Source organism: Kitasatospora sp. RG8 (assembly GCF_017813315.1).
In the GTDB taxonomy this organism is placed as follows: Bacteria; Actinomycetota; Actinomycetes; order Streptomycetales; family Streptomycetaceae; genus Kitasatospora.
Genome location: NZ_JAGIYX010000002.1, coordinates 1 through 22939, shown reverse-complemented (window position 1 = coordinate 22939; position 22939 = coordinate 1). Strand labels below are relative to the sequence as shown.

Here is a 22939-nt window from a genome sequence, read left to right as displayed (position 1 = left end):
CCACCCCGGCGCCCGGTTGCTTCCCGCGCCGCGGAAATCAGTCCCGGGCCAGCCCGAACCGGCCGCGCCGGGCGCCGCGCCCGTCCTCCCCGACCACCGCCGCGGCACCCGCCGCCACCGTCTCGTACACCGCCAGGATGTCCGCGGCCACCGTCGACCAGTCGAACCGCCGGACGTACCGGGACGCCGCCTTGCTCAGCTCCTCCAGCCGGCCCGGGTCCCCCAGCAGCCGCAGCGCCGAGCGGGCCAGCGCGTCCGCGTCCTCCACCGGGAACAGCTCGCCCGCGTCCCCGCCGTCCAGCACCTGCTTGAACGCGTCCAGGTCGCTGGCCAGCACCGGCGCGCCCGCCGACATCGCCTCGACCAGGATGATCCCGAAGCTCTCGCCGCCGGTGTTCGGCGCCACGTACAGATCGACGCTGCTGAGCAGCCGGGCCTTCTCCCGGTCGCTGACCATGCCGAGGAACTCCACCTGCCTGCGGACCTCCGGGGCCAGCCCCGCGACGGCCTCCTCCTCGTCGCCCTTGCCGGCCACCAGCAGCCGCACGCCCGGCCGCTCCGCCAGGATCTTCGGCAGCGCGGCCAGCAGCGTCGGCAGGCCCTTGCGCGGCTCGTTGATCCGGCCGACGAACCCGATCGTGCCCGGCTCGCCCGCGGCCGCGCCGCCCGTCCAGCGCGGGTCCGGCTCGGCCTCGGCGAAGAACCCGACGTCCACCCCGTTGGGGATCACCACCGGATCCCCGCCCAGGTGCTCGACCAGGGTGCGCCGGGCGTACTCGCTCACCGCGATCCGGGCCCGGATCTTCTCCAGGCCCGGCTGCAGGATCGGCGAGGCCGCGATCATGAAGCGCGACCGCGGGTTCGAGGTGTGGAAGGTCCCGACCATCGGCCCGGTCGCCGACCAGGCCGCCAGTATCGACAGGCTCGGGGCGACCGGCTCGTGGACGTGCAGGATGTCGAACGCGCCGTCGTGCAGCCACCGCCGCACCCGGGCCGCCGACAGCGGGCCGAAGCTCAGCCGCGCCACCGACCCGTTGTACGGCACGGCCACCGAACCCCCGGCCGAGACCACGTAGGGCGGCAGCGCCTCCTCGTCCTCGGCGGGCGCCAGCACCGACACCTCGTGGCCGAGACCGATCAGGTGCTCGGCCAGGTCCCGGATGTGGAACTGCACCCCGCCGGGGACGTCCCAGTCGTACGGGCAGACGATGCCGATCTTCACTGGTTCCTCGTGTTCCTTCCAGGTTCGCCGTCAGGGCCCGGAGGCCTCGGCGGCGGGCTCTCCGGCGGGCTCGCCGGACGGCTCCGCGACGGGGTGGACGGCCCGGCCCACCGCCGGTGCCTCCACCGTGGCACGGACCGGCAGGTCGGCGAGCCAGAACCGCTGCAGCATGTGCCAGTCCTCGGGGTGCTCGCGGATGCCCTCCTCCCAGACCTCCGCCATCGCCTGCACCATCAGCTGCGTCTTCTCCTTGCGGTCCCCCTCCGCCGGCACCGGGACCTCCGGGTGGATCCGCGCCCGCATCACCGGGCCGTCGTACCAGAGCGACACCGGCAGCAACGCCGCCCCGGTCCGCTGGCAGAGCGCCGCCGGACCCGCCGGCATCCTGGTCGCCTCACCGAAGAAGGTCACCTCGATGCCCGCCTCCGAGAGGTCCCGGTCACCGACCAGGCAGACCAGCCGCCCCTCGCGCAGCCGCCGGGCCAGCGCGCCGATCACGTTGCCCCCGCCGCCGGTCAGCGCGAGCACCTCCATGCCCAGGCCCTCCCGGAACGCCACGAACCGGTCGAACAGCCGCTCCGGCTTCAGCCGCTCCGCGACCGTCGTGAACGGGTAGCCCTCCAGCGCCACCCAGGCGCCCGCGAGGTCCCAGTTGCCCATGTGCGGCAGCGCTATCACCGCGCCGCGCCCGGACTCCATCGCCTCCCGCAGCTGCTCGAAGCCCTCGACCTGCACGTCCCGGGCCACCCGCTGCCGGCTCCACACCGACAGCCGGAAGGACTCCATCCAGTACCGCATGTAGGAGCGCATCCCGGCCCGCGACAGCTCCCGCAGCCCGGCCTCGTCCAACCCCGGGCGCACCCGCAGCAGATTGGCCTCCAGCTGGAGCACCCGCTTGCCGCGCTTGCGCCACGCGAAGTCGGCGATGCCGTCGAACAGGCCCCGCGCGGCCGGCTCGGGCAGGTGCCTCAGCGCCGCCCAGCCCAGCGCGTACGCCGAGTACACCAGTCGGTCCTTCACCGCAGGCCCGCTCCCCTTCAGCTTCCGGCCGCCACTCGGTCGGCCTCGAACGCCTCCCGGCGCACCGTCAGCACCCGCTGGACCACCGTCACCAGACTGCCCGCCGCCACCAGCCACAGCGCCACCGGCAGCAGCCACTCCACGTACGGCACACCGAACGTGGCAAGGCCCGCGAGCCCGGCGCCGACCAGGCTGATCACCAACCGCTCGGCCCGCTCCACCAGCCCCGACACGTCGCACGGCAACCCCTGGCTCTCCGCCCGGGCCTTGGTGTACGACACCACCAGGCCGCTCGCCAGACAGAAGACCGCCACCGCGCAGAGCAGGTTGTTGTCGCCGTTGCCCGCGTACCACATCGCCAGGCCGCCGAAGATCGCCGAGTCCGCCACCCGGTCCAGCGTGGAGTCCAGGAAGGCCCCCCACTTGCTGGTCCGGCCCAGCTGCCGGGCCATGTTCCCGTCCACCAGGTCCGAGAAGACGAACAGCGTGATCGTGATGGTGCCCCAGAAGAACTCCCCCCGCGGGAAGAACACCAGCGCACCGGCCACCGAACCGGCGGTACCGACCAGCGTCACGGCGTCCGGGCTCACACCCAGCCGGATCAGGAACGCGGCGAACGGGGTCAGGACACGTGTGAAGAAGGCACGCGCGTATTTGTTGAGCATGGCCTTCCCGACCGCTCCGATCTCCCTGGTACCCGCCTGCGGCGGAGTACGCGGCAGACGGCCGACTGGATCAGCCCAACCGGCGCACCCATCGTAGCCACGCCGACGACACCCTCCGGCGCACCGCACCGCCCGCCCGCCCCCGCACCCCGCCCGCCCGCAACCCCGGGCGCACGGCCGCACACGCACGGTCACCACCCGCCCCCACGACACGCGGCCCCGGGAACACCGCACCTAGACTTTCAACGACAGTCTCGGCGCGACGGGAGGAGACCCCGATGCCCGACCGCAGCACCGCACGAGCCGGCCAGGCGCCCACCGTCACCGGCCCGGGCAATCTGCGCAACGTCGTCCTCATCGGCTGCAGCGGCGTGGGCAAGACCACCCTCGCCGAATCCCTCGCCCTCGCCGCCGGCGCCATCGGCCGCACCGGCCGCGTCGCCGACGGCAACACCGTCTCCGACCACGAGGACATCGAGCACCAGCAACAGCGCTCGGTCCAGCTCTCCCTGCTCCCCCTCGAATGGCACGGCGTCAAGATCAACCTGTTCGACCCGCCCGGCCACCCCGACTTCGCCGCCGATCTGCGCGCCGCCCTGCACGCCGCCGACGCCGCCGTCTTCGTCGTCTCCGCCACCGACCCGGTCACCGCGCCCACCCGCGCACTTTGGCGCGAGTGCGCCGCCGAAGGCATCCCGCGCGCCATCGCCGTCGCCAAGCTCGACGTCGCCCGCAGCGGCTTCGACGAGATCCTCACCGCCTGCCACGACGCCTTCGGCCTCGGACCGGACACCCTGCGCCCGCTCTTCCTCCCCGTCCGCCACGACGGCCGCCCCGACGGCAGCGTCGACCTCCTCACCGGACACACCTACGGCCAGGCCGACCCGCTCCCCGACACCGGCCCCGCCCGGGAGAGCCTCGTCGAGGCCATCTCCGGCCAGGACGACACCCTCATGGAGCGCTACCTCGCCGGCGAACCCCTCGACACCGACGCGCTCGAAGCCGGCATGCGCCGCGAAGTCCTCGCCTGCACCCTCCACCCCGCCGTCCCCACCAGCGACGCCGGCCTCGGCGCCACCGAACTCCTCGACCTCATCACCACCACGTTCCCCGACCCCACCGAACGCACCCGCCCCGGCCCCGAGTGCGACCCCGACGCCCCCCTCGCCGCCCAGGTCGTCCGCGTCACCGGCGACGCCTACGTCGGCCGGATCAGCCTGCTGCGCGTCTACGCCGGCACCCTGCGCCCCGACACCCGGATCCACCTCACCGGCCCCGACCACCCCGACGGCCAGGACGGCGACGAACGCGTCACCGCCCTCACCAGCCCCTTCGGCAAACTCCAGCGCCCCGTCCCGCACGCCGTCGCCGGCGACCTCGTCTGCGCCGCCAAACTCACCACCGCCCGCGCCGGCGACAGCGTCCACGAACCCGGCCACCCGGTGAAGCTCGAAGGCTGGACCACCCCCGAACCCCTGCTGCCGATCGCCATCGAGGCCCACAGCAAGGCCGACGACGACAAGCTCTCCCAGGCCCTCGCCCGGCTCGTCGCCGAGGACCCGGCCCTGCGCCTGGAACAGAACCCCGACACCCACCAGCTCGTCCTCTGGTGCACCGGCGAGGCCCACGCCGAGGTCGTCCTCGACCGGCTTCGCGGCCGCCACGGCGTCCACGTCGACACCGTCGAACCCAGGGTCGCCCTCCGCGAGACCTTCGGCACCGCCGCCGCCGGCCACGGACGCCTCGTCAAGCAGTCCGGCGGCCACGGCCAGTACGCCATCTGCGACCTGGAGGTCGAACCCCTCCCGGCCGGCTCCGGCTTCGAGTTCCAGGAACACGTCGTCGGCGGCGCCGTCCCCCGGCACTTCATCCCCTCCGTGGAGAAGGGCGTCCGCGCCCAGCTCGCCAAGGGCGTCGCCACCGGCCACCCGCTCGTCGACGTCCGCGTCACCCTCACCGACGGCAAGGCGCACTCCGTCGACTCCTCCGACTCCGCCTTCCAGACCGCCGCCGCCCTCGCCCTGCGCGACGCCGCCGAACACGCCGTCATCCGGCTGCTCGAACCCGTCGCCGCCGTCAGCGTCCTGCTCCCCGACGACTACCTCGGCGCCGTCCTCACCGACCTCTCCGCCCGCCGCGGCCGCGTCCTCGGCACCGAGACCGGCGGCCCCTCACTCACCCTGCTGCGCGCCGAGGTCCCCGAACTCGAACTCGCCCGCTACCCCGTCGACCTGCGCTCACTCACCCACGGCACCGCCGAGTTCTCCCGCGCCCACCTGCGCCACGAACCCATGCCCACCGCACTCGCCGCCCGCTACACCGACGACGCCCGCTGAGCCTGCGGCAGCGAACAGGCCGGCGTACCGCCCGGCATCCGGTGCCGGTTCCTCGACACCCAGCGGTACACCACGCCCGCCAACGGCCGCACCGGCGCCAGCGCCAGCACCCCGCCCAGGTACCCCCAGGCCCCGCCCGTCCGCATCAACAGCCGCGCCACCGCCTGCGCACCCCCGTGCACCCGGCCCGCCGGCGTCACCCAGAGCACCTCGCGCTCGGCCCGCTCCCAGGACACCTCGCCGTGCCCGCCGGCCCGCGCGTCCAGCTCCGCCAGGTCGGCGAACTGGAACGGCACCGCCTCCCAGCCCCCCGAGGCCAGCGTCTGCCGCAGGTACCGCTCGGCCCACCCCGCGCACGTCGTGCAGAACGCGCAGTCCCCGTCGAAGACCAGCACCGGATCCTTCACCGCAGCTCCCTCGGATCGCTCCATGCGCCCATCGTGCCCCATTGCGCCCCCCGGCCTGATCACCAGGGGCGTCAGCGCACCCGAAGCTGGGCATCATGCCGGACGGGCCCCGCGTGGCCCGAACGTGACGGCACTTCAGACGATCATCCGCGCGGCGGTACCGGGGCACGGTAACCTGCCGCTGACGCTGACAAGGGGAGGAGGGGACGCCACCGTGACCACACTCGACATGACCCCGGGTGCGCAGATACCCCGGACCGACGCCGGCCCGCAGACCGCCGTCACCCAGGCGCTCTCCTCGGCCGCCTACCGCGACGGCGAGGTCCACGACTTCGTCGCGGCGGTCACCGACGCCACCGCGAAGAAGGGCCGCTTCGCGCTCTTCCGCCCCAACCTCGGCGAGGCCTTCAGCCGCGCCGTCATCGGGCGCGCGCTCGGCGGCGACCGCAAGCCGCTCGTCCCCTCCTTCGGCATCGACACCCGCCAGATCGTCGAGCACTGCCTCGCCGCCGAGGACCTCCGGGCCGCACGCGACCGCAAGCTCACCAGCGTCACCGTCGTCACGGGCGTCCTCTTCCTGCCCGGCACCCTGCTCTGGCTCGGCGCCTTCCAGCTGCGCGCCTGGCTCAAGCGGGACAACCCCAAGAACGCCGCGGCCTACGGCGGCATCGTCCTCGCCCTCGCCGCCGCACTCGCCCTGCTCCTCGCGATCAAGCCGCCCGCCGGCGGCCTGCTCGGCATCTACCTGCGCCTGGTCATGCTCGCCCCGGTCGTCGGCTGGTACCTCGCCAAGCGCGTCGTGCTCGCCTCCGCCCTGGACCTGCGCGCCCGCTGGCTGGCCCTCGTCGAGGGCAACGCCGTCGCCGCCACCGTCCCCAAGGCCGTCCCCCGCGACGACCTGGACAAGAAGGCCGCCGACCTGCGCGCCAAACTCGGCCGGCTGGAGTCCGAGCAGGAGACCAACATCCAGCACTACGCCGGCCGCAAGGGCATCCTCGGCGTCGGCAAGCGCTGGGGCGAGTGGCGGCTGGTCGACAACCTGCGCCCGGCCGAGGGCCACCTCGACTACCGCGCCTTCCACCCCTGGGACCTCGTCCGCAAGATCTCCGGCCACATCAAGGCCCTCGGCATCAGCGACGTCGCCAACAGCGGGATCCCCGGCATCGCCGTCAAGCAGTGGGTGGTGCTGGAGGTCGGCGAGGGCGCCGACGAGATCGGCCGCCCGGGCGGCGCCGACATGGACGGCGACCGGATGCGCGAGTTCGCCATCCAGGCCATCGCCGACAAGCAGACCTTCCCCGGCGGCCCCCGGCACTACCTCGCCACCCAGTTCGTGACGCACGACGGCAAGCTGGTCATCACCTTCACCGTCACCGTCGTCCTGCTCGCCCACACCATGAACATCACGGTGGCCGGCTACGCGCTCGGCCCGGTCAACGGCCTCTTCTTCGACAAGCCCAAGGACAAGGAGAAGACGGTCCCCAAGACCGTGAAGTTCTGGGAGGAGCAGACCCTCAAGCTCCCCCTGATCGACAACGACGAGGTGGTCCGCCAGGCCGTCCGCGCGCCCTTCCACCGGATCCCGGGCCTGCTCGCCTGGCTCGGCGGCGGCCTCGGCCTGCCCGAGCCCTTCGGCTTCCGGCACGCCTGGGCCGCGCCGCCGTGGAACACCCGGTCGATGACCGACAACGCGCTCAACGTCGCCTCCCCGGTGCTCAGCGCCGTCCACGCGGCCACGCTGGAGTTCCTGGAGGAGCACGACCTCGACACCGAGCGCTTCTTCAAGAACCGCGCCTCGATCATCAAGTCCGAGGCGCAGGGCAGCCGCCCGTACAAGGTCGACCAGTACGACGCCGGCTGAGCACGCGGACGTCGAGAGGGCCCGCAGCCGGACTCGGCTGCGGGCCCTTCGGTCTCCGCGAGGTCAGCCCTGCGGCCAGACCTCGGCCAGCATCTTGCGGGTGTCCGCCAGCAGCTGCGGCAGCACCTTGGTGTGGCCGACCACCGGCATGAAGTTGGTGTCCCCGCCCCAGCGCGGCACCACGTGCTGGTGCAGGTGCGCCGCGATCCCGGCGCCGGCCGCCGTGCCCTGGTTCATCCCGATGTTGAAGCCGTGCGCCCCCGAGGCCGCCCGCAGCGCCGTCATCGCGTTCTTGGTGAACACCGCGAGCTCGGCGGTCTCCGCGTCGTCCAGCTCCGTGTAGTCCGCGACGTGCCGGTACGGGACGACCATCAGGTGCCCGCCGTTGTACGGGTACAGGTTCAGCACGGCGAACACCGCGCTGCCGCGCGCGACGACCAGCCCGTCCTCGTCGCTCAGCGACGGGATCGAGCAGAACGGGCAACCGTCGTCCGGAGCCGGGCCGGTGGGCTTGTTCTCGCCCTGGATGTACGCCATCCGATGGGGGGTCCACAGGCGGCGGAAGCCGTCCGGCTCGCCGACGCCCCGCTGCAGTTCCGGCTCAGTCGTCATGCTGATCAGCATATTCGCCCGGCGTGGCTTGCAAAGCAGTGCGGGGCAGACTCCCTGAGGAGACTGCCCCGCGAACCCCCGCCCGGGCGGGGCCCACCACTACTGTCCGCGCTTGATCATCTCGTGCATCGGACCACCCCCGCTCGCGCGCGGGGACCACGTCACACCTGGATGCGGCGCTCCACAGCGTCCACGATCTCGGCGATCGCCTCGGCCAGCGGCACGCCGTTCTTCTGCTCGCCGTTGCGGTAGCGGAAGGAGACCGCACCCGCCTCGACGTCGTCGTTGCCGGCGATCAGCATGAACGGGACCTTGCTCTTCTGCGCGTTCCTGATCTTCTTCTGCATCCGGTCGTCCGAGGTGTCCACCTCGACCCGGATCCCGCGCTTCTTCAGCTCGGCCGCGACCTCCAGCAGGTACGGCACGTGCTCGTCGGTGATCGGGATGCCGGTCACGGTGACCGGGGCCAGCCACGGCGGCATGGCGCCGGCGTAGTGCTCCAGCAGCACCGCGAAGAACCTCTCAATGCTGCCGAACAGCGCGCGGTGGATCATGACCGGCCGCTGGCGCGAGCCGTCCGCGGCGGTGTACTCCAGGTCGAAACGCTCCGGCAGGTTGAAGTCGAGCTGGATGGTCGACATCTGCCAGGTACGGCCGATCGCATCCTTCGCCTGCACCGAGATCTTCGGGCCGTAGAAGGCCGCGCCGCCCGGGTCCGGGACCAGCGGGAGACCCTGCTTCTCGGCCACGGCGGCGAGGACGGCGGTGGCCTCCTCCCAGGTCTCGTCGCTGCCGACGTACTTGACCGGGTCCTTGGTCGACAGCTCCAAGTAGAAGTCGGTCAGACCGTAGTCGCGGAGCAGGTTGAGCACGAAGGTCAGCGTCGAGTCGAGCTCCTCCGCCATCTGCTCGCGGGTGCAGTAGATGTGCGCGTCGTCCTGCGTGAAGCCGCGGGCCCGGGTCAGGCCGTGCACGACGCCGGACTTCTCGTACCGGTACACCGTCCCGAACTCGAAGAGGCGCAGCGGCAGTTCACGGTACGAGCGGCCGCGCGCGTCGAAGATCAGGTTGTGCATCGGGCAGTTCATGGGCTTCAGGTAGTAGTCCACGCCCTCATCGAGCTGCATGGGCGGGTACATACCGTCCGCGTACCAGTCGAGGTGGCCGCTCTTCTCGAAGAGCTTCCCCTTGGTGGCGTGCGGGGTGTAGACGAACTCGTAGCCCTCCTCCTCGTGCCGGCGGCGCGAGTAGTCCTCCATGGCCCGGCGGATGATGCCGCCCTTGGGGTGGAAGACCGCGAGGCCGGAGCCGATCTCCTCGGGGATGGAGAAGAGGTCGAGCTCGTTGCCGAGCTTGCGGTGGTCGCGCTTCTCGGCCTCGACGAGGAAGTCGAGGTGCGCCTTCAGCTCGTCCTTGCTCGGCCAGGCGGTGCCGTAGATGCGCTGGAGCATCGGGTTCTTCTCGCTGCCGCGCCAGTAGGCGGCAGCGTTGCGCATCAGCTTGAACGCCGGGATGTGCCGGGTCGACGGCAGGTGCGGGCCGCGGCAGAGGTCGCCCCAGCACTGCTCGCCGGACTTGGCGTCCAGGTTGTCGTAGATGGTCAGCTCGCCGGCGCCGACCTCGACGTCGGCGCCCTCGCCCGCGGTGGCGGCGGAGCCCTTGAGGCCGATCAGCTCCAGCTTGTACGGCTCGGAGGCCAGCTCCTCGGTGGCGGCCTCGTCGGTGACCACGCGGCGGGAGAACTTCTGCCCGCGCTTGATGATCTCCTGCATCCGCTTCTCGATGGCCTTGAGGTCATCGGGGTGGAACGGCTTCTCGACGTCGAAGTCGTAGTAGAAGCCGTCCTTGACCGGCGGGCCGATGCCGAGCTTGGCCTCCGGGAAGAGCTGCTGCACGGCCTGCGCCATGACGTGCGCGGTGGAGTGGCGCAGGATGTCCAGGCCGTCCTTGCTGCCGATCGCGACCGGCTCGGCCTCGTCGCCGTCCTGGAGGACGTACGCGAGGTCCTTGAGCTGGCCGCCGACGCGGACGGCGATGATCGAGCGGTCGTCGGCGAAGAGCTCGGCGGCCGTAGTGCCCGTGGTCACCACGCGCTCTTCCCGATCGGGTTCGCGGTTGATGATTACCCGGACGTCCGTCACCGGTCTCTCCTGACGTGCTGGATTCATAGGACGCAACACTGCGCTGCGCGTGACGATGGTACCGAGAGCACCGCCCCGGCCGTGCACCTACGCCCCCTGTCCCCCTTCTCCCAGGCTCTTCAGCAGCCGCTGCCGCTCGGCCTCCTCCAGCCCGCAGGGTTCCAGCCCGTGCGGGTGGGTGAGCCGGCGGAACCCTCCGCGCCGCTCCAGCCGGCCGCTGACCCGCACCGGGGCGCCCGCGAGGTGGGCCTCGGCGGCCAGCCGGTACGCCGGGTCGGCAAGGCGGACCTTCACCTCGCTGACCTCGGCGCCGCCGAGGACGCGCAGTCGTACGGTTCCGGGGCCGGCCGGGTCGGCGCGCTTGAGCCGCACCACGACGCCGACGACGGTGACGGCGACGGCCGGTTCGATCCGTTCCAGCAGTGCGGCGGCCTCCTCCAGGGCGGGGAGGTCGCCGGGCGAGAACTCCAGGGCGATCTGCCGGTCGCCGAATCCGCCGGGCGTCCCGGCGGCGGCCGACCAGGCGACGGCGAGCCGGCCGGCGGTGGCGCCCCGCACCAGCTCCTCGACGGACTGCACCAGCTCCCGGCTGACCCCGGCCTGGACGGCGTTCTCGAAGGCCTCCGGCCCGCCGCTGACCCGCCGGTAGTCGACGGCGTCGCGCAGTGCCTCCAGGGCCCGGACCAGTGTGGTCACCGCGGCCCGGCCCTCGGGTGCGGGGGTGTACGCGGTGAGCCCGCCGACGCCGTCCACCACGAGCACGCTTTCGAGGAAGTCCCCGGCCCAGGTGTCGAGCCGGGCGCCGAAGTAGGCGGCCCTGGTCCGTCCGGCCTTGGCGCCGGCGGCGAGCATCGAGCGCGCCGCCCGCCGGAGGCGTTCGGCGTCGTCCCAGGGCACGGTGCCGGCCGGTCCGGGCAGCTCGCGCTGCCACTGAAGCTCGTCACCGGGCACGGCGAGCGCCAGCAGGATCGAGCGGGCGGACGGGCTTCGGGAGTGCGACAGCGCCGTGACGGCCTCGGCGAGCAGCTCGACCGCGTCGTCGAAGCCGCCCCCGGCGGGCACCAGCAGGCTGGTGCCCGGGTCGGCGTCGCCCGGTGGCGTCCAGCGCCCGTACCGGGCCGACGGACCGCCGCGGCGCACCCAGCCGTGCCGGGCGAGCAGTGTGGCGAGCACCGCCGGGTCGACGGCGGCCGGGTCGGGAAGTGGCGGGGCACCGTCCCGTGGCCCGTGCGGCAGCGTCATGGTCCTGCTCCTCCCCGCCGGGGCCGGGCCGTCACGGGCTGCCGCCCGCACCGACCCGCGCCATGATGTCGCACAGTGCGCGGTCGTCGAAGACCTTCGCGGTGGGCACCCGGACGTTGGTCCGGCGCTGCCCGGTGACCGGGTGGCCGGCCAGGTTGACCCAGTAGCAGCAGTGCCGCAGCTCCAGCGCGTCCGGTCCGGCCGCCAGCCAGTGGTCGACCCGGCGCGGAAGCAGCATCACGACCAGGATCCGGGGTACGGCGACCCGGGCCCGCGCGAGCTTGCGCAGGTGGTCGTTGTCGAGGGTGAAGCCGAAGGACGGTCCGCGCGGCCGGGGCGCGATCTGCTGGGTGGCCTTGAGCTGGATCTTGATGGTGACCTCGTCGTCGACCTCGTGCGCCCGGGAACCGTGGCTGACGTGCCAGTCGATGCCGTTGTCCGGGAAGGGCTGGGAGAGCGAGCAGCCGGCCGCCGCGGCGACCGCGTGCAGGTAGCCGACCTGCAGGGTCTCCATGCAGGCCGTCACCGCGAGGTTCCCCCGCAGGACGTCCGCGGCCTCCCCGGGCTGCGGCTGTGTCAGCGTCATCGCCCCGTTGCCTCCCCCGGCACCCGGGCCCGTCCGGATTCGGACGGGACACCCGAAGGCAGGGTGCCCGGCGCGGCCACGGCCAAACGGTTGAACGGGCGTCAGGAGCGGTATCACCCTCCCGGGAACGCAGTCCTGAGGGGCAGTCATGCAGCAGCACTGGTACACCGGCCCGCTCGCCTCCTTCGACACCGAGACGACCGGCGTGGACGTGGAGTCCGACCGGATCGTCTCGGCCGCCCTCGTCGTCCAGCCCGCCCCGGGCGCCCCGGCGCGGACCACCGCCTGGCTGGCGGACCCGGGCGTCCCGATACCCGACGGCGCCCGTGCGGTGCACGGCATCACGGACGAGCGGGTGCGCGCGTTCGGCCGCCCGGCCCGCACGGTGGTGGCGGAGATCGCCCGCGCCCTGGCCGGGCAGGCCCGCGCCGGACTGCCGGTGGTGGTGATGAACGCGCCGTACGACCTGACGCTGCTGGACCGGGAGTTGCGCCGGCACTGGTCGATGTCGCTCGCGGACGGGCTCGGCCCGACGGGGCTGCTGGTGCTCGACCCGAGGGTGCTGGACAAGCACGTGGACCGCTACCGCAAGGGCCGGCGCACCCTGACCGACCTGTGCGCGCACTACGGGGTGGAGCTGGCCGGGGCCCACGACGCGGCGGCGGACGCGACGGCGGCGCTGGAGCTGGTCCGGGCGATCGGCGCGCGCTACCCGGCGGCGCTGGGCGGGCTGTCGGCGGCGGAGCTGCACCTGCGGCAGGCGGTCTGGCACGCGGCACAGGCGCGGGGGCTGCAGAACTGGTTCGACCGCTCGGGGACGCCGGAGCGGGTGGACCTCTCCTGGCCGCTGCGGCCGGCCCGGTGCGGTTGCGGGCGCCGGCTCCTGCCGGGGCACAGCTGCGAGGTGGCGGCCTAGCGGGCCGTCCGGGACTCGGTTGGTCCGCGAACGCCGCAGGCCCTGACCGGTGTTCCGATCAGGGCCTGCGTGCTGTCCGGTGGGCGATACTGGGATCGAACCAGTGACCCCTTCGGTGTGAACGAAGTGCTCTCCCGCTGAGCTAATCGCCCGGGCAACGAGATGAACAGTAGCACCATTCGGGGGGTGTCGTACAACTCGGATCCCCGGCGACCACCTGGCCCGTCGGCAGAACTCGCACTCCACATGGAAGATGACTGCGCCTCAGCCCGATTCCGGGGCAACTCCCGGGCAGTTGTTCACCCTATTGTGGAAATACACGTAAGGCCCAGCCGATAATCGGCTGGGCCTTACGTATCACAATGCATTCCGGTGGGCGATACTGGGATCGAACCAGTGACCCCTTCGGTGTGAACGAAGTGCTCTCCCGCTGAGCTAATCGCCCGGGTGCAGGGAAAACATTACCGCATCCCGTGGGGTGCTCCGAACACCCCTCGTTCCGGGCACCCGGCTCCGGACGGCACCCGGCCCGTCCCCCGGACGGGCGCCACCGGTTGCGGCCGTCCGGGGTCAGCTGTCCTTGATCTTCCAGGGCATGACCAGCCCGTACTTCCACAGGTACCAGCCCCCGATCGCGGCGATCACCGCGAGGCCGATCACGGTGAGCGTGATGTTGCGTCGCCGCACCCGCGGGTCCATCGCCTTCTGGGCGGCCTCGGCCACCTTGCGCCGGGTCCAGCGAAGGGCCAGCTGGGCCCAGACGAACTCGGTCGCCCAGATGCCCATGCCCAGGAAGATGACCACCCAGCCGGGCCCGGGCAACGGCAGCATGATCACCCCGGCCACCACCACCGCGAGGCCGGCCAGGAAGACCGCCACCTGCCAGCTCAGGTGCAGCGGCCGGGACCGCCGGATGAAGTGCGGCGCCCGCGAGCCGAGCGGCCTGCCGCCCTCCACGCCCTCCGGCTCCCCGCCGCCCCCGCCGTCCTGGTCCCGCGCCCCCGTCTCGTCCGGCACGACGGCCTCCCCCGTTCTCGTGTTCCCGCCCGCGTTCCCGCGCGCCTTGTCGCTTCGCACAGTCATGCCAGGAAACTAACCGAGAAGCGGCCCGGTAATGCCCCGACGGGCGTGCCGTGCCGATTCCGCAATGCGCCGTAAGGGGTACGACTCGCCCCCGAATCGGGACAGAGGGGTTTACATCGGTCTTGGAGGTGGGATGGTCCGTTCGCCGACGTGCGATTCCCCGAGCGCACACTGAGCGAAAGGCCATGGCGCTTATGAACACCACGGTCAGCTGCGAGCTGCACCTGCGCCTCATCGTGTCCAGCGAGTCCTCACTGCCCGTCCCCGCGGGCCTGCGCTACGACACCGCCGACCCCTATGCCGTGCACGCCACGTTCCACACCGGCGCCGACGAGACCGTGGAGTGGGTGTTCGCCCGAGATCTCCTTGCGGAGGGGCTGCACCGACCCACGGGCACCGGCGACGTCCGGGTGTGGCCCTCGCGCAGCCACGGGCAAGGGGTGGTCTGCATCGCGCTGAGCTCTCCGGAAGGAGAAGCCCTGCTGGAGGCCCCGGCCCGCGCGCTTGAGTCGTTCCTCAAGCGGACGGACGCCGCCGTGCCCCCCGGCACCGAACACCGTCACTTCGACCTCGACCGGGAGCTGTCCCACATCCTCGCCGAAAGCTGACCCCGTCCGGGAGGCGGTCAAGCCCCGCTGTCGGCGGGGCCGCACCCCCTGCCGTCACCGCAGCCGTCCTACTCGGGGGCACGGCAGCAGACTCAGCCGCGCACGACGCGGTCTCGGGGCCGGTGAAACGGCCCGCTCCCACCCGGAGCGGGCCACCGCACCGCAGGCGCCCGGCACCGGAGCCGGCCATCCGTACGGGTGGCCGGCCTCGCTGCCGGGCGCGCCCGTTTGCCCGGGCGGCCGGGAGCGTGGCGCTCCGGCGCCCTCCCGGGCAGCCCGGTGTGTCCGGCCGGGCACCCGTGCGGCGCCCGTGCGGCACCGCGCCGTCGCACGGAACAACGACCTTCGTACCGTCCTTCGGCAAGAAGCTTCGGCCCCGTGCGGCGGGGCCCGGTAAGGTCTGGGTTGACCGTAGACGCGGGGTGCCGACGGCCCCCTCCGCGCGAGGAGCCCCCATCGTGCTGATCACCCATGACACCGAGTGCGCGCTGAGCATCCTCGTCGAGCTGCTCAACACCGCACCCGAGGTGTGCGGCACCGAGCTGCTGCCCGACGTGGCCGCACTGGACGCCTTCGTGATCCGCCAGGAGATCAGCGAGGTCGACTCGCTGACCGAGAGCGACCTGCACAACGTGCACAACCTGCGCACCCGGCTGCGGGAGGTCTTCGGCACCGAGGGCACGGTGGAGGCTGCCGAGCTCGTCAACGCCCTGGTCGCGGACGCCGGCACCACGCCCCGGCTGACCAACCACGACCACCACGGGTGGCACATCCACTACTTCGCCCCGCACGCGGCCCTGCACGACCACCTCGCGGCCGAGCTGGGCATGGCGCTGGCGTTCATCCTCACCGCGGGCGAGCGGGAGCGGCTGCGGCGGTGCGAGGCACCGGACTGCGCGCGCGTCTTCGTGGACCTCTCGCGCAACCGCTCCCGGCGCTACTGCGACAGCCGCACCTGCGGCAACCGGCTGCACGTCGCCGCCTACCGCGCACGGCAGCGCTCGGCGGAGGCCGTGCCCTCGGCCTGAGGCCGCCGCCGGCCGCCCGCCCGCCCTCGGACGCCGCGACGGCTCAGATCCCGCGGCGGCGGAGGATCTCCTCGATGTCGGCGAAGTCGTCGCCGAGGCCGTCGTCCCGCTTGCCCGCCTTCGGGGGCTTCGCGGGTTGCGCGGGCTTCTGGGCGCCGGCGGGATTCGCCGCTCCGGCCGGCCTCGCCGCTCCGGCCGACGGCTGTGCGGGCGCACCGGCCACCGCGGGCCGCGCCGGGGCCGGTCCGGCGGCCTCCGGACGGGACTCCCCCGCGCCCACGGCGCTGCGCCGGCCCGCCCAGCGGGTGCCGACCAGCAGACCGGCCGAGACCGCGAGCAGCGCGATACCCGTCCAGACCCGCGGGTCGAAGACCAGCCCGGTCGCCCAGTCGGCCAGCTCGCTGCCGATCGTCCGCGCCACCGGGAACAGCCCGCTCAGGTAGAGCCCGGCCGGCAGCAGCGCCACGGCGAACCAGCGGGTCGCGGACAGGAAGCGCCGGCGGTAGGCGCGCAGGCCCGCCACGGCCACCCCGCCGGCGGTCAGCACGAAGGCGGCCGCCGCCGTCAGCACGGCCGCACCCCGCTCGTGCCGTCCGCCCTCTTCACCCTGGTCGTTCCGGTCATCGGACCTCCCGTCGCTCGGGCCGGCGCCCCGGCGCACCACCGGGACGGGGGCGGGGCCCACTAGTGGAACACTGGGGACATGATCGAAGGTTCCCTCCCCCGCCTCGAGTTCTGGTGCGAGCTCCAGTGCCCGGACTGCCGCACCGCCCTGGACGACGTACGGGCGCTGCGCGCCGCGTACGGCGACGCGCTCGCCATCGAGCTTCGGCACTTCCCGCTGGAGAAGCACAAGCACGCGTACGCCGCGGCGCAGGCCTCCGAGGAGGCGTTCGCCCAGGGGCTGGGGTGGCCGTACGTCGAGGCGTTGCTGGCCCGGGTCGAGGAGCTGGACGCGCGCGGCGAGGAGCTGCTGCTGGAGGTGGCCCGCGAGGTCGGGCTGGACGCCGAAGAGGTCGACACCGCCCTGGTCGACGGCCGGCACACGCTGATCGTGGATGCCGACCAGGCCGAGGGCAAGGCGATCGGGGTGACCGGTACGCCGACGTACGTGATCGCCGGGCAGCGGCTGGACGGCGGGCAGAGCCAGGACGGTCTGCGGGACCGGATCACCGCCCTCATCGAGGCGTCGAAGGCCTCCTGGCCGATCGTCAACCCTCCTGTCAGAGAAGCGGTTTGCCGTACACCCTGTTGGTGATCCGGTAACCGAGCGACTCGTACAGGCGGATCGCCACCCGGTTGCCGCTGAAGACGTTCAGCCCCAGGTCGTGCACGCCCGCGGCCAGGCACTCGCGCTCGGCTAGCAGCATCAGCGAGCGGCCGTGACCCCGCCCCCGGTGGGCCTCGGCGACCTCCACCACCATCACCCAGGCCAACGGCCCGCCGTCGGGCAGGTCACGGACCCGCAGGGCCAGCCAGAGCGCGCCCAGCGGGTCCGGGCCGTCCCCGTAGAGACGGCGCAGGGCCACCCCGGGGGTGTCGGCGCCCTGTGGCAGCAGGTGCACGTGATCGGCGTCCGACTTGGCGCGCGCCTGCTCCTCGTTGAGGCCGGAGGAGAGCAGGTCGCTGATGTAGCCCTCCTTGGCCTCGTCGAGCCAGCCGGGGAAGTCCTCGGGACCGATCCGGCGCGCCACGACGGCCGCCGGCAGCTCGGGCGCGACGGTCAGCCGCTTGGCCATGTTCCGCATCCGCTCGCTGTAGCCGAGGGTCGCGGCGAGGCCCCGGGCGGGCTGCGCCGACTCCGGGATGTCGGCGTCCACCCGGGAGCAGCCCAGGCCGCGCAGCACCTCCTCGGCGGCCAGGGCGCCGAACGTCCCGCGCCCCCGGCCGCGCCCCTCGTAGACCTCCAACTCCGACAGCTCACCCCAGAGTTGGGTACCACGCGGGACGGTCGTGGTGCGCAGGGCGCCGACCGGGCGGCCGTTGGCGCAGATCTGCCAGCGTCTGGTGCGGCCGCCGGCCGCGGTGGGTGATTCCGGCCCCTCGGGGCGCAGCGTGGTGGTCATGTCGGGGTCCCTTCCCCTCCGTGCGGGTGTTCTATCCGCCGCGGGAGGTCTCGGGGTCCGTCGCTTCGCCGGGGCCGCGCGCGGAGGGGTTGCGGGCCGCGGCCGGCGTGCGCCGGGCCCGCACCTGCGCGCGCCGGGCCCGGACAGTCGTCCGGGCCCGGGCGGGGTGCGGGCTGGGTACAGGCCGGGGCGGGGTGCGGGCCCTGCCGGGTTACGGGTCGAGGTCGTCGCCGCTGCGCTCGGTGAAGACGGCCATGGCCTTGGCGGTGACCGGCCCGGGGCCGGGGAGTTCACGGTCGTCGACGCGGGTGACGGCCTGGACGTCGCGCAGGGTGGAGGTCAGGAAGATCTCGTCCGCCTCCTGGAGCACGTCGAACGGCAGATCGGCCTCCTCGGCGTCGCACCACTCGACGACGAGCCGTCGGGTGATGCCGGCCAGGCAGCCGGAGGCGAGGGTGGGCGTGAGCAGCCGTCCGCCGAGGACGACGAACACGTTGGAGCCTGTGCCCTCGCAGAGACGTCCGGCGGTGTTGGCGAGCAGCGCCTCGGAGGCGCGGGCGCGGTGCGCGGCGGCGAGCGCGACGACGTTCTCGGCGTACGACGTGGTCTTGAGGCCGGCGACGGCACTGTGCTCGTTGCGGCGCCACGGGACGGTCGCGACCGCGGTGGTGTCGGGGCGGTGGGCGGCGGCACCGAGGGAGACGACCAGGGTCGGGGTGTCGTTGCCGCGCTCCGAGCCGAGCGGGGAGGCGCCGCCGGTGTAGGTGAGGCGCAGGCGGCCGAGCGGCATCGGGTTGGCGGCGAGGACCTGGGCGCAGGCCTCGCGGACCACGTCGTGGTCGGGGTCGGGCAGTCCGAGACCGCGGGCGGAACGGGTGAGCCGGTCGAGGTGGCGGGTGAGGGCGAAGACCCGGCCGTCGACGGCCTTCAGGGTCTCGAAGACCCCGTCCCCGGTGGTGAGTCCGTGGTCGAGGACGGAGACGGCGGCGTCCGCGGAGTCGACAAGTGAGCCGTTGACCCAGCTCGTGGTCGGGTGCTGCATCGAGGGCTGCTCCTCAAGGCGGTGGTGCGGTGGGGTGTGCCGGACCGATGGCAGGCCCGGGTGTTCGTCCGGTGTTCGTCCCGGTTCAGGCGGGCTTCTCGCCTTCAGCCGGTCTCGGTGCCCGACGCTATCGCGACCAGGCGGGCGGCCTTCAGTTCGGTTTCCGCCCACTCGCGCTCGGGGTCCGAGCCCCAGGTGATGCCGGCGCCCGTGCCGAAGCGCAGCAGGGGCGCCCCGGGGTCCGTCCGGTCGAGCCAGAACGTGCGTATGCCGACGGCGAGTTCGCCCTCACCGCGGTCGGCGTCGACCCAGCCGACGGCGCCGCAGTAGGGGCCGCGGGGGGCGGTTTCCAGGGCCTCGATGATCCGCAGGGCGCTGGACTTGGGGGCGCCGGTGACCGAGCCGGGAGGGAAGGTCGCCTCCAGGAGCTCGGGCCAGCCGGCGTCCGCGCGCAGGGTGCCCTGGACCGTGGAGACCAGGTGCACCAGCCCCGGGTGCTTCTCGACGGCGCAGAGGTCGGGAACGGTGACCGTGCCGGTCTCGCAGACCCGTCCGAGGTCGTTGCGGACCAGGTCGACGATCATCACGTTCTCGGCGTGGTCCTTCTCCAGGAGGTCCGCCTCGGTGCGGCCGGTGCCCTTGATCGGACCGGAGGAGACGGTGCGGCCGTCGCGGCGCAGGTAGAGCTCCGGGGAGGCGGTGGCGATCTCGACGCCGCTCCCGGGCAGCCGGATCGTCCCGGCGTAGGGCGCCGGGTTGCCGTGGGCGAGCAGTCCGGTGAGCGCGTCCACGTCGGTCCGGGACGGGTCCGGCAGCGGCGCGGTGAGCACCCGGCAGAGGTTGGCCTGGTAGACCTCGCCGGCCGCGATGTGCTCGCGGATGCGGCGGACGCCCGCGGTGTAGGCGTCGCGGTCGAGGGAGCTGTGCCAGCCGTCGGCGGCCGGTCCCAGCCAGCCCGCTCCGGACGGGGGCGCGGGCGCGGGGCGGAGGTCGTCGAAGCGGGCGCAGGTGAGCCGGCCCTCGAAGTCGTAGGCGACGGCCCAGTAGCCGGAGGAGTCGAGCGCGGCCGGGTCCGAGGTGACGTCGCGCAGCCCGGTGGCGAGGCGGCCGCCGAAGCGGGCGAGCGGGCTGTAGGGGGCGGGGTGGCCGGACACGGTTCTCCTGCACGGGGTGGCTGGGCTGCGGTGCCTGAAGTGTAGGTCGGGGGTTCGGATGGGGCCTGGGGTGCGGGTGGGATGCAGGGTGCGAGCGGGGTGCGGGTGCGGGGTGCGGGTGAGGCGGCTCGGCGGCGGGCGGCTCGACGGCCCTCGGTGTCCGGCGGCGCGGGGGCGGGCCGGCGCCCTCAGCCGCGCGGGGGCCTCGCCCGGTCGTGCGGCGGGGGCGCGAGCAGCCGCGGGCGTCGCGCGGGTGTGCGCCGGGTGGCCTGCCGATGATCGTCCGGGAGCGCCGCCGGTGGGGGCCGGCGACCCTGCGGAACGGCCCGTCGAACGGCCCGTCGAACGGCGCTCGGCGGGCGCCCCCTCGGCACGCTGCGGGAACGGATTTTTAGCTGGCCCAGGAATCCGCTAGAGTTCAACACGTCGCCAGGGAGCGCAGCCGAAGAAAAGCGGTGAAGATCCCGGGAGACAGGCGGACGTGGCTCAGTTGGTAGAGCATCACCTTGCCAAGGTGAGGGTCGCGAGTTCGAATCTCGTCGTCCGCTCGATGGAGAACAGTGTAAGATCGTTCTTCGTGTGTTGCCTGGTGGAGTGGCCGAGAGGCGAGGCAACGGCCTGCAAAGCCGTCTACACGGGTTCAAATCCCGTCTCCACCTCCAAGAGGATCATCCGGTTCTGCCGGAAGACCTCCCCGCGCGATTAGCTCAGCGGGAGAGCACTACCTTGACACGGTAGGGGTCACTGGTTCAATCCCAGTATCGCGCACGTCGGGCCCTTCGGGGTCTGCTGCAAGACCGCCACACCAGGCGCGATTAGCTCAGCGGGAGAGCACTACCTTGACACGGTAGGGGTCACTGGTTCAATCCCAGTATCGCGCACGTCGGATCCTTCGGGGTCTGCTGCAAGACCGCCACACCAGGCGCGATTAGCTCAGCGGGAGAGCACTACCTTGACACGGTAGGGGTCACTGGTTCAATCCCAGTATCGCGCACAGTACCGGCCGGGGCCGTGATCCGTAAGGGTCACGGCCCCGGCCGTTTTGTGCTGCGCGGGCACGGTGCCGGGGGCCGGTGTGGTGCTGTCGGTGCGTGTGGCGTGGGGCGTGGGGCGTGGGTACGCCGGTGCGGGGCTGTGGTCGGGGACGCCGGGTCGAGCCGCGGGAAGAAGGCCGGAGAAGAAGAAGAGCCGCGTACGGTCGCCCTCACCGACGTCCGTACGCGGCATCTCCGCCTGCCGGGGTGCTCCTGCGCACCGCTCTCGCCCGTCCGCGTGTCATCACGGGCGCGGGCCTTCCCCGGCGGCACTGGCTCCCCGTCCCCAGGGGATCAGTGCCCGTTCATTGGCCGGCTCTGACAGCCGGTCGTCAGCGGGTGATCAGGTCGGCGACGGCCTGGGCCTGGCTCGCCATCTGCTCCCACCCGCCGAAGAGCATCACCAGCAGCACGGCACAGGGCAGTGCCATGGCGAGCGCAACCGCGGGGTGTCTGGTCGGCTCCGCGGACTGGCGCTGGGTGAAGGCCGGCCGACGGCGGCGGGGGGATCCCGTGACCTGCGTTGCCATGCCCCTGCTCCTGGTTCGTGTGCTGCCCGTGCCTGCCGGACCGGTCGTGCGGCCGGGTCGGAGTGGACGCGGTGGACGGCTACCTCGGGGGACGAGCTCCCGTCCACCGCTGAGGACAACGCTATGGCGCGAGGGGGTGGCCGGACGTCATGCCCTCGTACTGTTCTGCGGGCATCCCGGAGGATGACGCTCCGACTCAGGGACTACTACCGGAGGGGGAGACGGTCTCGACCGCACCCCCGGGGGAACCCTGAGAGGCGACCCCGAGAATCGTTTCGGCACCCCCGTGACCTGCTGGGCAAGGCAAGATCCGACAATCGCACGGAGGGTTGAGGCGTTGCGTATCAGCACACCGCAGCGGGCAGTCCGTAAGCTGTGCCAGACAGGAACTGACGATGCCCCAACCGACGGGGCCTCACCCACGGGCTGACGGGGAACGAAGATGGCGATGATGCGGCTGAGGCGTGAGGACCCCCGCATCGTCGGGCCGTACCGCCTGCACCGGCGACTGGGGGCCGGCGGCATGGGGGTCGTCTACCTCGGCTCCGACCGCCGCGGGCAGCGGGTCGCGCTCAAGCTGATCCGTGCCGAGCTCGCCGAGGACGTGGAGTTCCGCACCCGCTTCGCCCGCGAGATCGCCGCCGCCTCCCGGATCCGGGGCGGCTGCACGGCGCGCGTGGTGGGCTCCGACATCGAGGCCGACCGCCCGTGGCTGGCCACCGCGTACGTCCCCGGCCCGTCGCTGTACAAGCGGGTCGGTGACGAGGGCCCGCTGAGCTGGCCGGAGGCCGCCAGGGTCGGGGCCGCGCTCGCCGACGGGCTGGTCAAGGTGCACGAGGCCGGCGTCGTCCACCGGGACCTCAAGCCGTCCAACATCCTGCTCTCGCCGCGTGGGCCGCGGATCATCGACTTCGGCATCGCCTGGTCGCGCGGCGCGAGCACGCTCACCCACGTCGGCACGGCGGTCGGCTCCCCCGGCTTCCTGGCTCCCGAGCAGGTGCGCGGCGCCGCGGTGACCCCCGCGACGGACGTCTTCGCGTTCGGTGCCACGCTCGCGTACGCGCTCACCGGGGACACCCCGTTCGGCTCGGGGGCCTCCTCCGAGGTCATGCTCTACCGGGTCGTGCACGAGGAGCCCGACCTGTCGGCCGTACCGCCGCCGCTGGCCCCGCTGATCGGGGCCTGCCTGGCGAAGGAGCCCGCCGAGCGGCCCGGCGCGGCCGCACTGCACGAGCGGCTGAGCGAACTGGCGGCCCGAGGCACGGCGTCGCCCGACGGCGCGGGCCCGGACCGGCCGGCGCGCGCCCCGGGCGGTCGGCCCCCCGGGGCGGCGCCCGGCCGTCCCGGCGTCCCCGGTCGTGGCGCGGCCGCGGCACCGGTGCCGCA

At 73.1% G+C, this 22939-nt stretch carries 21 protein-coding genes and 7 tRNA genes; 12 read left to right on the top strand and 16 right to left on the bottom strand.

The window, feature by feature from the left end; translation table 11 throughout:
* Positions 1–37 precede the first annotated feature (37 nt).
* From J5Y04_RS03000 to pgsA, 3 genes are read right to left on the bottom strand one after another with little or no spacing between them, the layout of a single operon-like run.
* Positions 38–1222 (bottom strand): glycosyltransferase family 4 protein, encoded by a 1185-nt coding sequence (locus J5Y04_RS03000; RefSeq protein WP_209410126.1) that lies wholly within the window; start codon positions 1220–1222, stop codon positions 38–40.
* A gap of 30 nt (positions 1223–1252) precedes the next feature.
* Entirely contained in the window at positions 1253–2242 is a 990-nt protein-coding gene (locus J5Y04_RS02995) for a phosphatidylinositol mannoside acyltransferase (RefSeq protein ID WP_307852900.1), read from the bottom strand.
* Between the two features lie 17 nt (positions 2243–2259).
* The gene (gene pgsA, locus J5Y04_RS02990; protein WP_209410124.1) at positions 2260–2907 is read right to left on the bottom strand and encodes a phosphatidylinositol phosphate synthase; all 648 of its coding nucleotides are present in this window, start codon (positions 2905–2907) and stop codon (positions 2260–2262) included.
* Positions 2908–3185: 278 nt separating this feature from the next.
* Here pgsA and J5Y04_RS02985 point away from each other — a divergent pair, with 278 nt between their 5' ends.
* Positions 3186–5243, top strand: coding sequence for an elongation factor G-like protein EF-G2 (locus tag J5Y04_RS02985; RefSeq protein ID WP_209410122.1), 2058 nt, complete (start codon positions 3186–3188; stop codon positions 5241–5243).
* Here J5Y04_RS02985 and J5Y04_RS02980 read toward each other — a convergent pair.
* A complete protein-coding gene (locus tag J5Y04_RS02980; protein WP_209410120.1) occupies positions 5222–5674 on the bottom strand; it encodes a thiol-disulfide oxidoreductase DCC family protein in 453 nt (150 codons plus the stop codon). The genes J5Y04_RS02985 and J5Y04_RS02980 overlap by 22 nt on opposite strands.
* Before the next feature lie 190 nt (positions 5675–5864).
* On the opposite strand from J5Y04_RS02980, the gene J5Y04_RS02975 reads away from it, so the two are divergent.
* On the top strand, positions 5865–7511 hold the full coding sequence (locus J5Y04_RS02975) for a hypothetical protein (protein ID WP_307852899.1): 1647 nt from the start codon (positions 5865–5867) through the stop codon (positions 7509–7511).
* Between the two features lie 63 nt (positions 7512–7574).
* Here J5Y04_RS02975 and J5Y04_RS02970 read toward each other — a convergent pair whose 3' ends face one another.
* From J5Y04_RS02970 to J5Y04_RS02955, 4 genes are all read right to left on the bottom strand, one after another.
* Positions 7575–8135 (bottom strand): HIT domain-containing protein, encoded by a 561-nt coding sequence (locus tag J5Y04_RS02970; protein ID WP_148647602.1) that lies wholly within the window; start codon positions 8133–8135, stop codon positions 7575–7577.
* Positions 8136–8284: 149 nt separating this feature from the next.
* Positions 8285–10264, bottom strand: a complete 1980-nt coding sequence (gene thrS / locus J5Y04_RS02965; protein ID WP_209410118.1) for a threonine--tRNA ligase — start codon at positions 10262–10264, stop codon at positions 8285–8287.
* An 87-nt stretch (positions 10265–10351) separates the two neighbouring features.
* On the bottom strand, positions 10352–11506 hold the full coding sequence (locus tag J5Y04_RS02960; protein WP_209410116.1) for a hypothetical protein: 1155 nt from the start codon (positions 11504–11506) through the stop codon (positions 10352–10354).
* A gap of 31 nt (positions 11507–11537) precedes the next feature.
* Positions 11538–12092, bottom strand: coding sequence for a DUF4365 domain-containing protein (locus J5Y04_RS02955; RefSeq protein WP_209410114.1), 555 nt, complete (start codon positions 12090–12092; stop codon positions 11538–11540).
* A gap of 148 nt (positions 12093–12240) precedes the next feature.
* On the opposite strand from J5Y04_RS02955, the gene J5Y04_RS02950 reads away from it, so the two are divergent.
* Positions 12241–13008: a 3'-5' exonuclease gene (locus J5Y04_RS02950; protein WP_209410112.1), complete on the top strand. Its 768-nt coding sequence runs from the start codon at positions 12241–12243 to the stop codon at positions 13006–13008.
* Positions 13009–13088: 80 nt separating this feature from the next.
* Here the strand turns inward: J5Y04_RS02950 and J5Y04_RS02945 are convergent.
* The 3 genes from J5Y04_RS02945 to J5Y04_RS02935 form a co-directional block, all read right to left on the bottom strand.
* A tRNA-Val gene (locus tag J5Y04_RS02945) sits at positions 13089–13160 on the bottom strand.
* A 221-nt stretch (positions 13161–13381) separates the two neighbouring features.
* Positions 13382–13453: transfer RNA gene (locus tag J5Y04_RS02940), tRNA-Val, on the bottom strand.
* Between the two features lie 125 nt (positions 13454–13578).
* Complete coding sequence (locus J5Y04_RS02935; protein ID WP_209410110.1) at positions 13579–14091, bottom strand: TIGR02611 family protein; 513 nt, start codon at positions 14089–14091, stop codon at positions 13579–13581.
* A 194-nt stretch (positions 14092–14285) separates the two neighbouring features.
* On the opposite strand from J5Y04_RS02935, the gene J5Y04_RS02930 reads away from it, so the two are divergent.
* Complete coding sequence (locus tag J5Y04_RS02930; RefSeq protein WP_030056266.1) at positions 14286–14699, top strand: SsgA family sporulation/cell division regulator; 414 nt, start codon at positions 14286–14288, stop codon at positions 14697–14699.
* Positions 14700–15157: 458 nt separating this feature from the next.
* Positions 15158–15727 carry a CGNR zinc finger domain-containing protein gene (locus J5Y04_RS02925; protein WP_148647608.1) on the top strand — a complete coding sequence of 190 codons (570 nt, stop codon included), beginning with the start codon at positions 15158–15160 and terminating at the stop codon, positions 15725–15727.
* Between the two features lie 43 nt (positions 15728–15770).
* Here J5Y04_RS02925 and J5Y04_RS02920 read toward each other — a convergent pair whose 3' ends face one another.
* Positions 15771–16298 (bottom strand): hypothetical protein, encoded by a 528-nt coding sequence (locus tag J5Y04_RS02920; RefSeq protein ID WP_209410108.1) that lies wholly within the window; start codon positions 16296–16298, stop codon positions 15771–15773.
* 132 nt (positions 16299–16430) lie between these two features.
* Between J5Y04_RS02920 and J5Y04_RS02915 the strand changes: the two genes are divergently transcribed.
* A complete protein-coding gene (locus J5Y04_RS02915; RefSeq protein WP_209410107.1) occupies positions 16431–16985 on the top strand; it encodes a DsbA family protein in 555 nt (184 codons plus the stop codon).
* On the opposite strand, the gene J5Y04_RS02910 is transcribed toward J5Y04_RS02915, so the two are convergent.
* The 3 genes from J5Y04_RS02910 to J5Y04_RS02900 form a co-directional block, all read right to left on the bottom strand.
* A complete protein-coding gene (locus J5Y04_RS02910) occupies positions 16951–17793 on the bottom strand; it encodes a GNAT family N-acetyltransferase (protein ID WP_209410105.1) in 843 nt (280 codons plus the stop codon). The genes J5Y04_RS02915 and J5Y04_RS02910 overlap by 35 nt on opposite strands.
* Before the next feature lie 211 nt (positions 17794–18004).
* A complete protein-coding gene (locus J5Y04_RS02905) occupies positions 18005–18835 on the bottom strand; it encodes an aminotransferase class IV (RefSeq protein WP_209410103.1) in 831 nt (276 codons plus the stop codon).
* Positions 18836–18939: 104 nt separating this feature from the next.
* Positions 18940–19989, bottom strand: coding sequence for a chorismate-binding protein (locus J5Y04_RS02900; protein WP_209410101.1), 1050 nt, complete (start codon positions 19987–19989; stop codon positions 18940–18942).
* A 475-nt stretch (positions 19990–20464) separates the two neighbouring features.
* Here J5Y04_RS02900 and J5Y04_RS02895 point away from each other — a divergent pair.
* The 5 genes from J5Y04_RS02895 to J5Y04_RS02875 all read left to right on the top strand — a co-directional run bounded on the left by J5Y04_RS02895 (position 20465) and on the right by J5Y04_RS02875 (position 20983).
* A tRNA-Gly gene (locus tag J5Y04_RS02895) sits at positions 20465–20537 on the top strand.
* A gap of 40 nt (positions 20538–20577) precedes the next feature.
* Positions 20578–20651, top strand: a tRNA-Cys gene (locus J5Y04_RS02890).
* A 34-nt stretch (positions 20652–20685) separates the two neighbouring features.
* Positions 20686–20757, top strand: a tRNA-Val gene (locus J5Y04_RS02885).
* A 41-nt stretch (positions 20758–20798) separates the two neighbouring features.
* Positions 20799–20870: transfer RNA gene (locus J5Y04_RS02880), tRNA-Val, on the top strand.
* Positions 20871–20911: 41 nt separating this feature from the next.
* Positions 20912–20983: transfer RNA gene (locus J5Y04_RS02875), tRNA-Val, on the top strand.
* Positions 20984–21355: 372 nt separating this feature from the next.
* Here J5Y04_RS02875 and J5Y04_RS02870 read toward each other — a convergent pair.
* Positions 21356–21553 (bottom strand): hypothetical protein, encoded by a 198-nt coding sequence (locus tag J5Y04_RS02870; protein ID WP_148647613.1) that lies wholly within the window; start codon positions 21551–21553, stop codon positions 21356–21358.
* A 442-nt stretch (positions 21554–21995) separates the two neighbouring features.
* Here J5Y04_RS02870 and J5Y04_RS02865 point away from each other — a divergent pair.
* The coding region (locus J5Y04_RS02865) for a serine/threonine-protein kinase (protein WP_209410099.1) at positions 21996–22939 on the top strand (944 nt) is incomplete at its 3' end.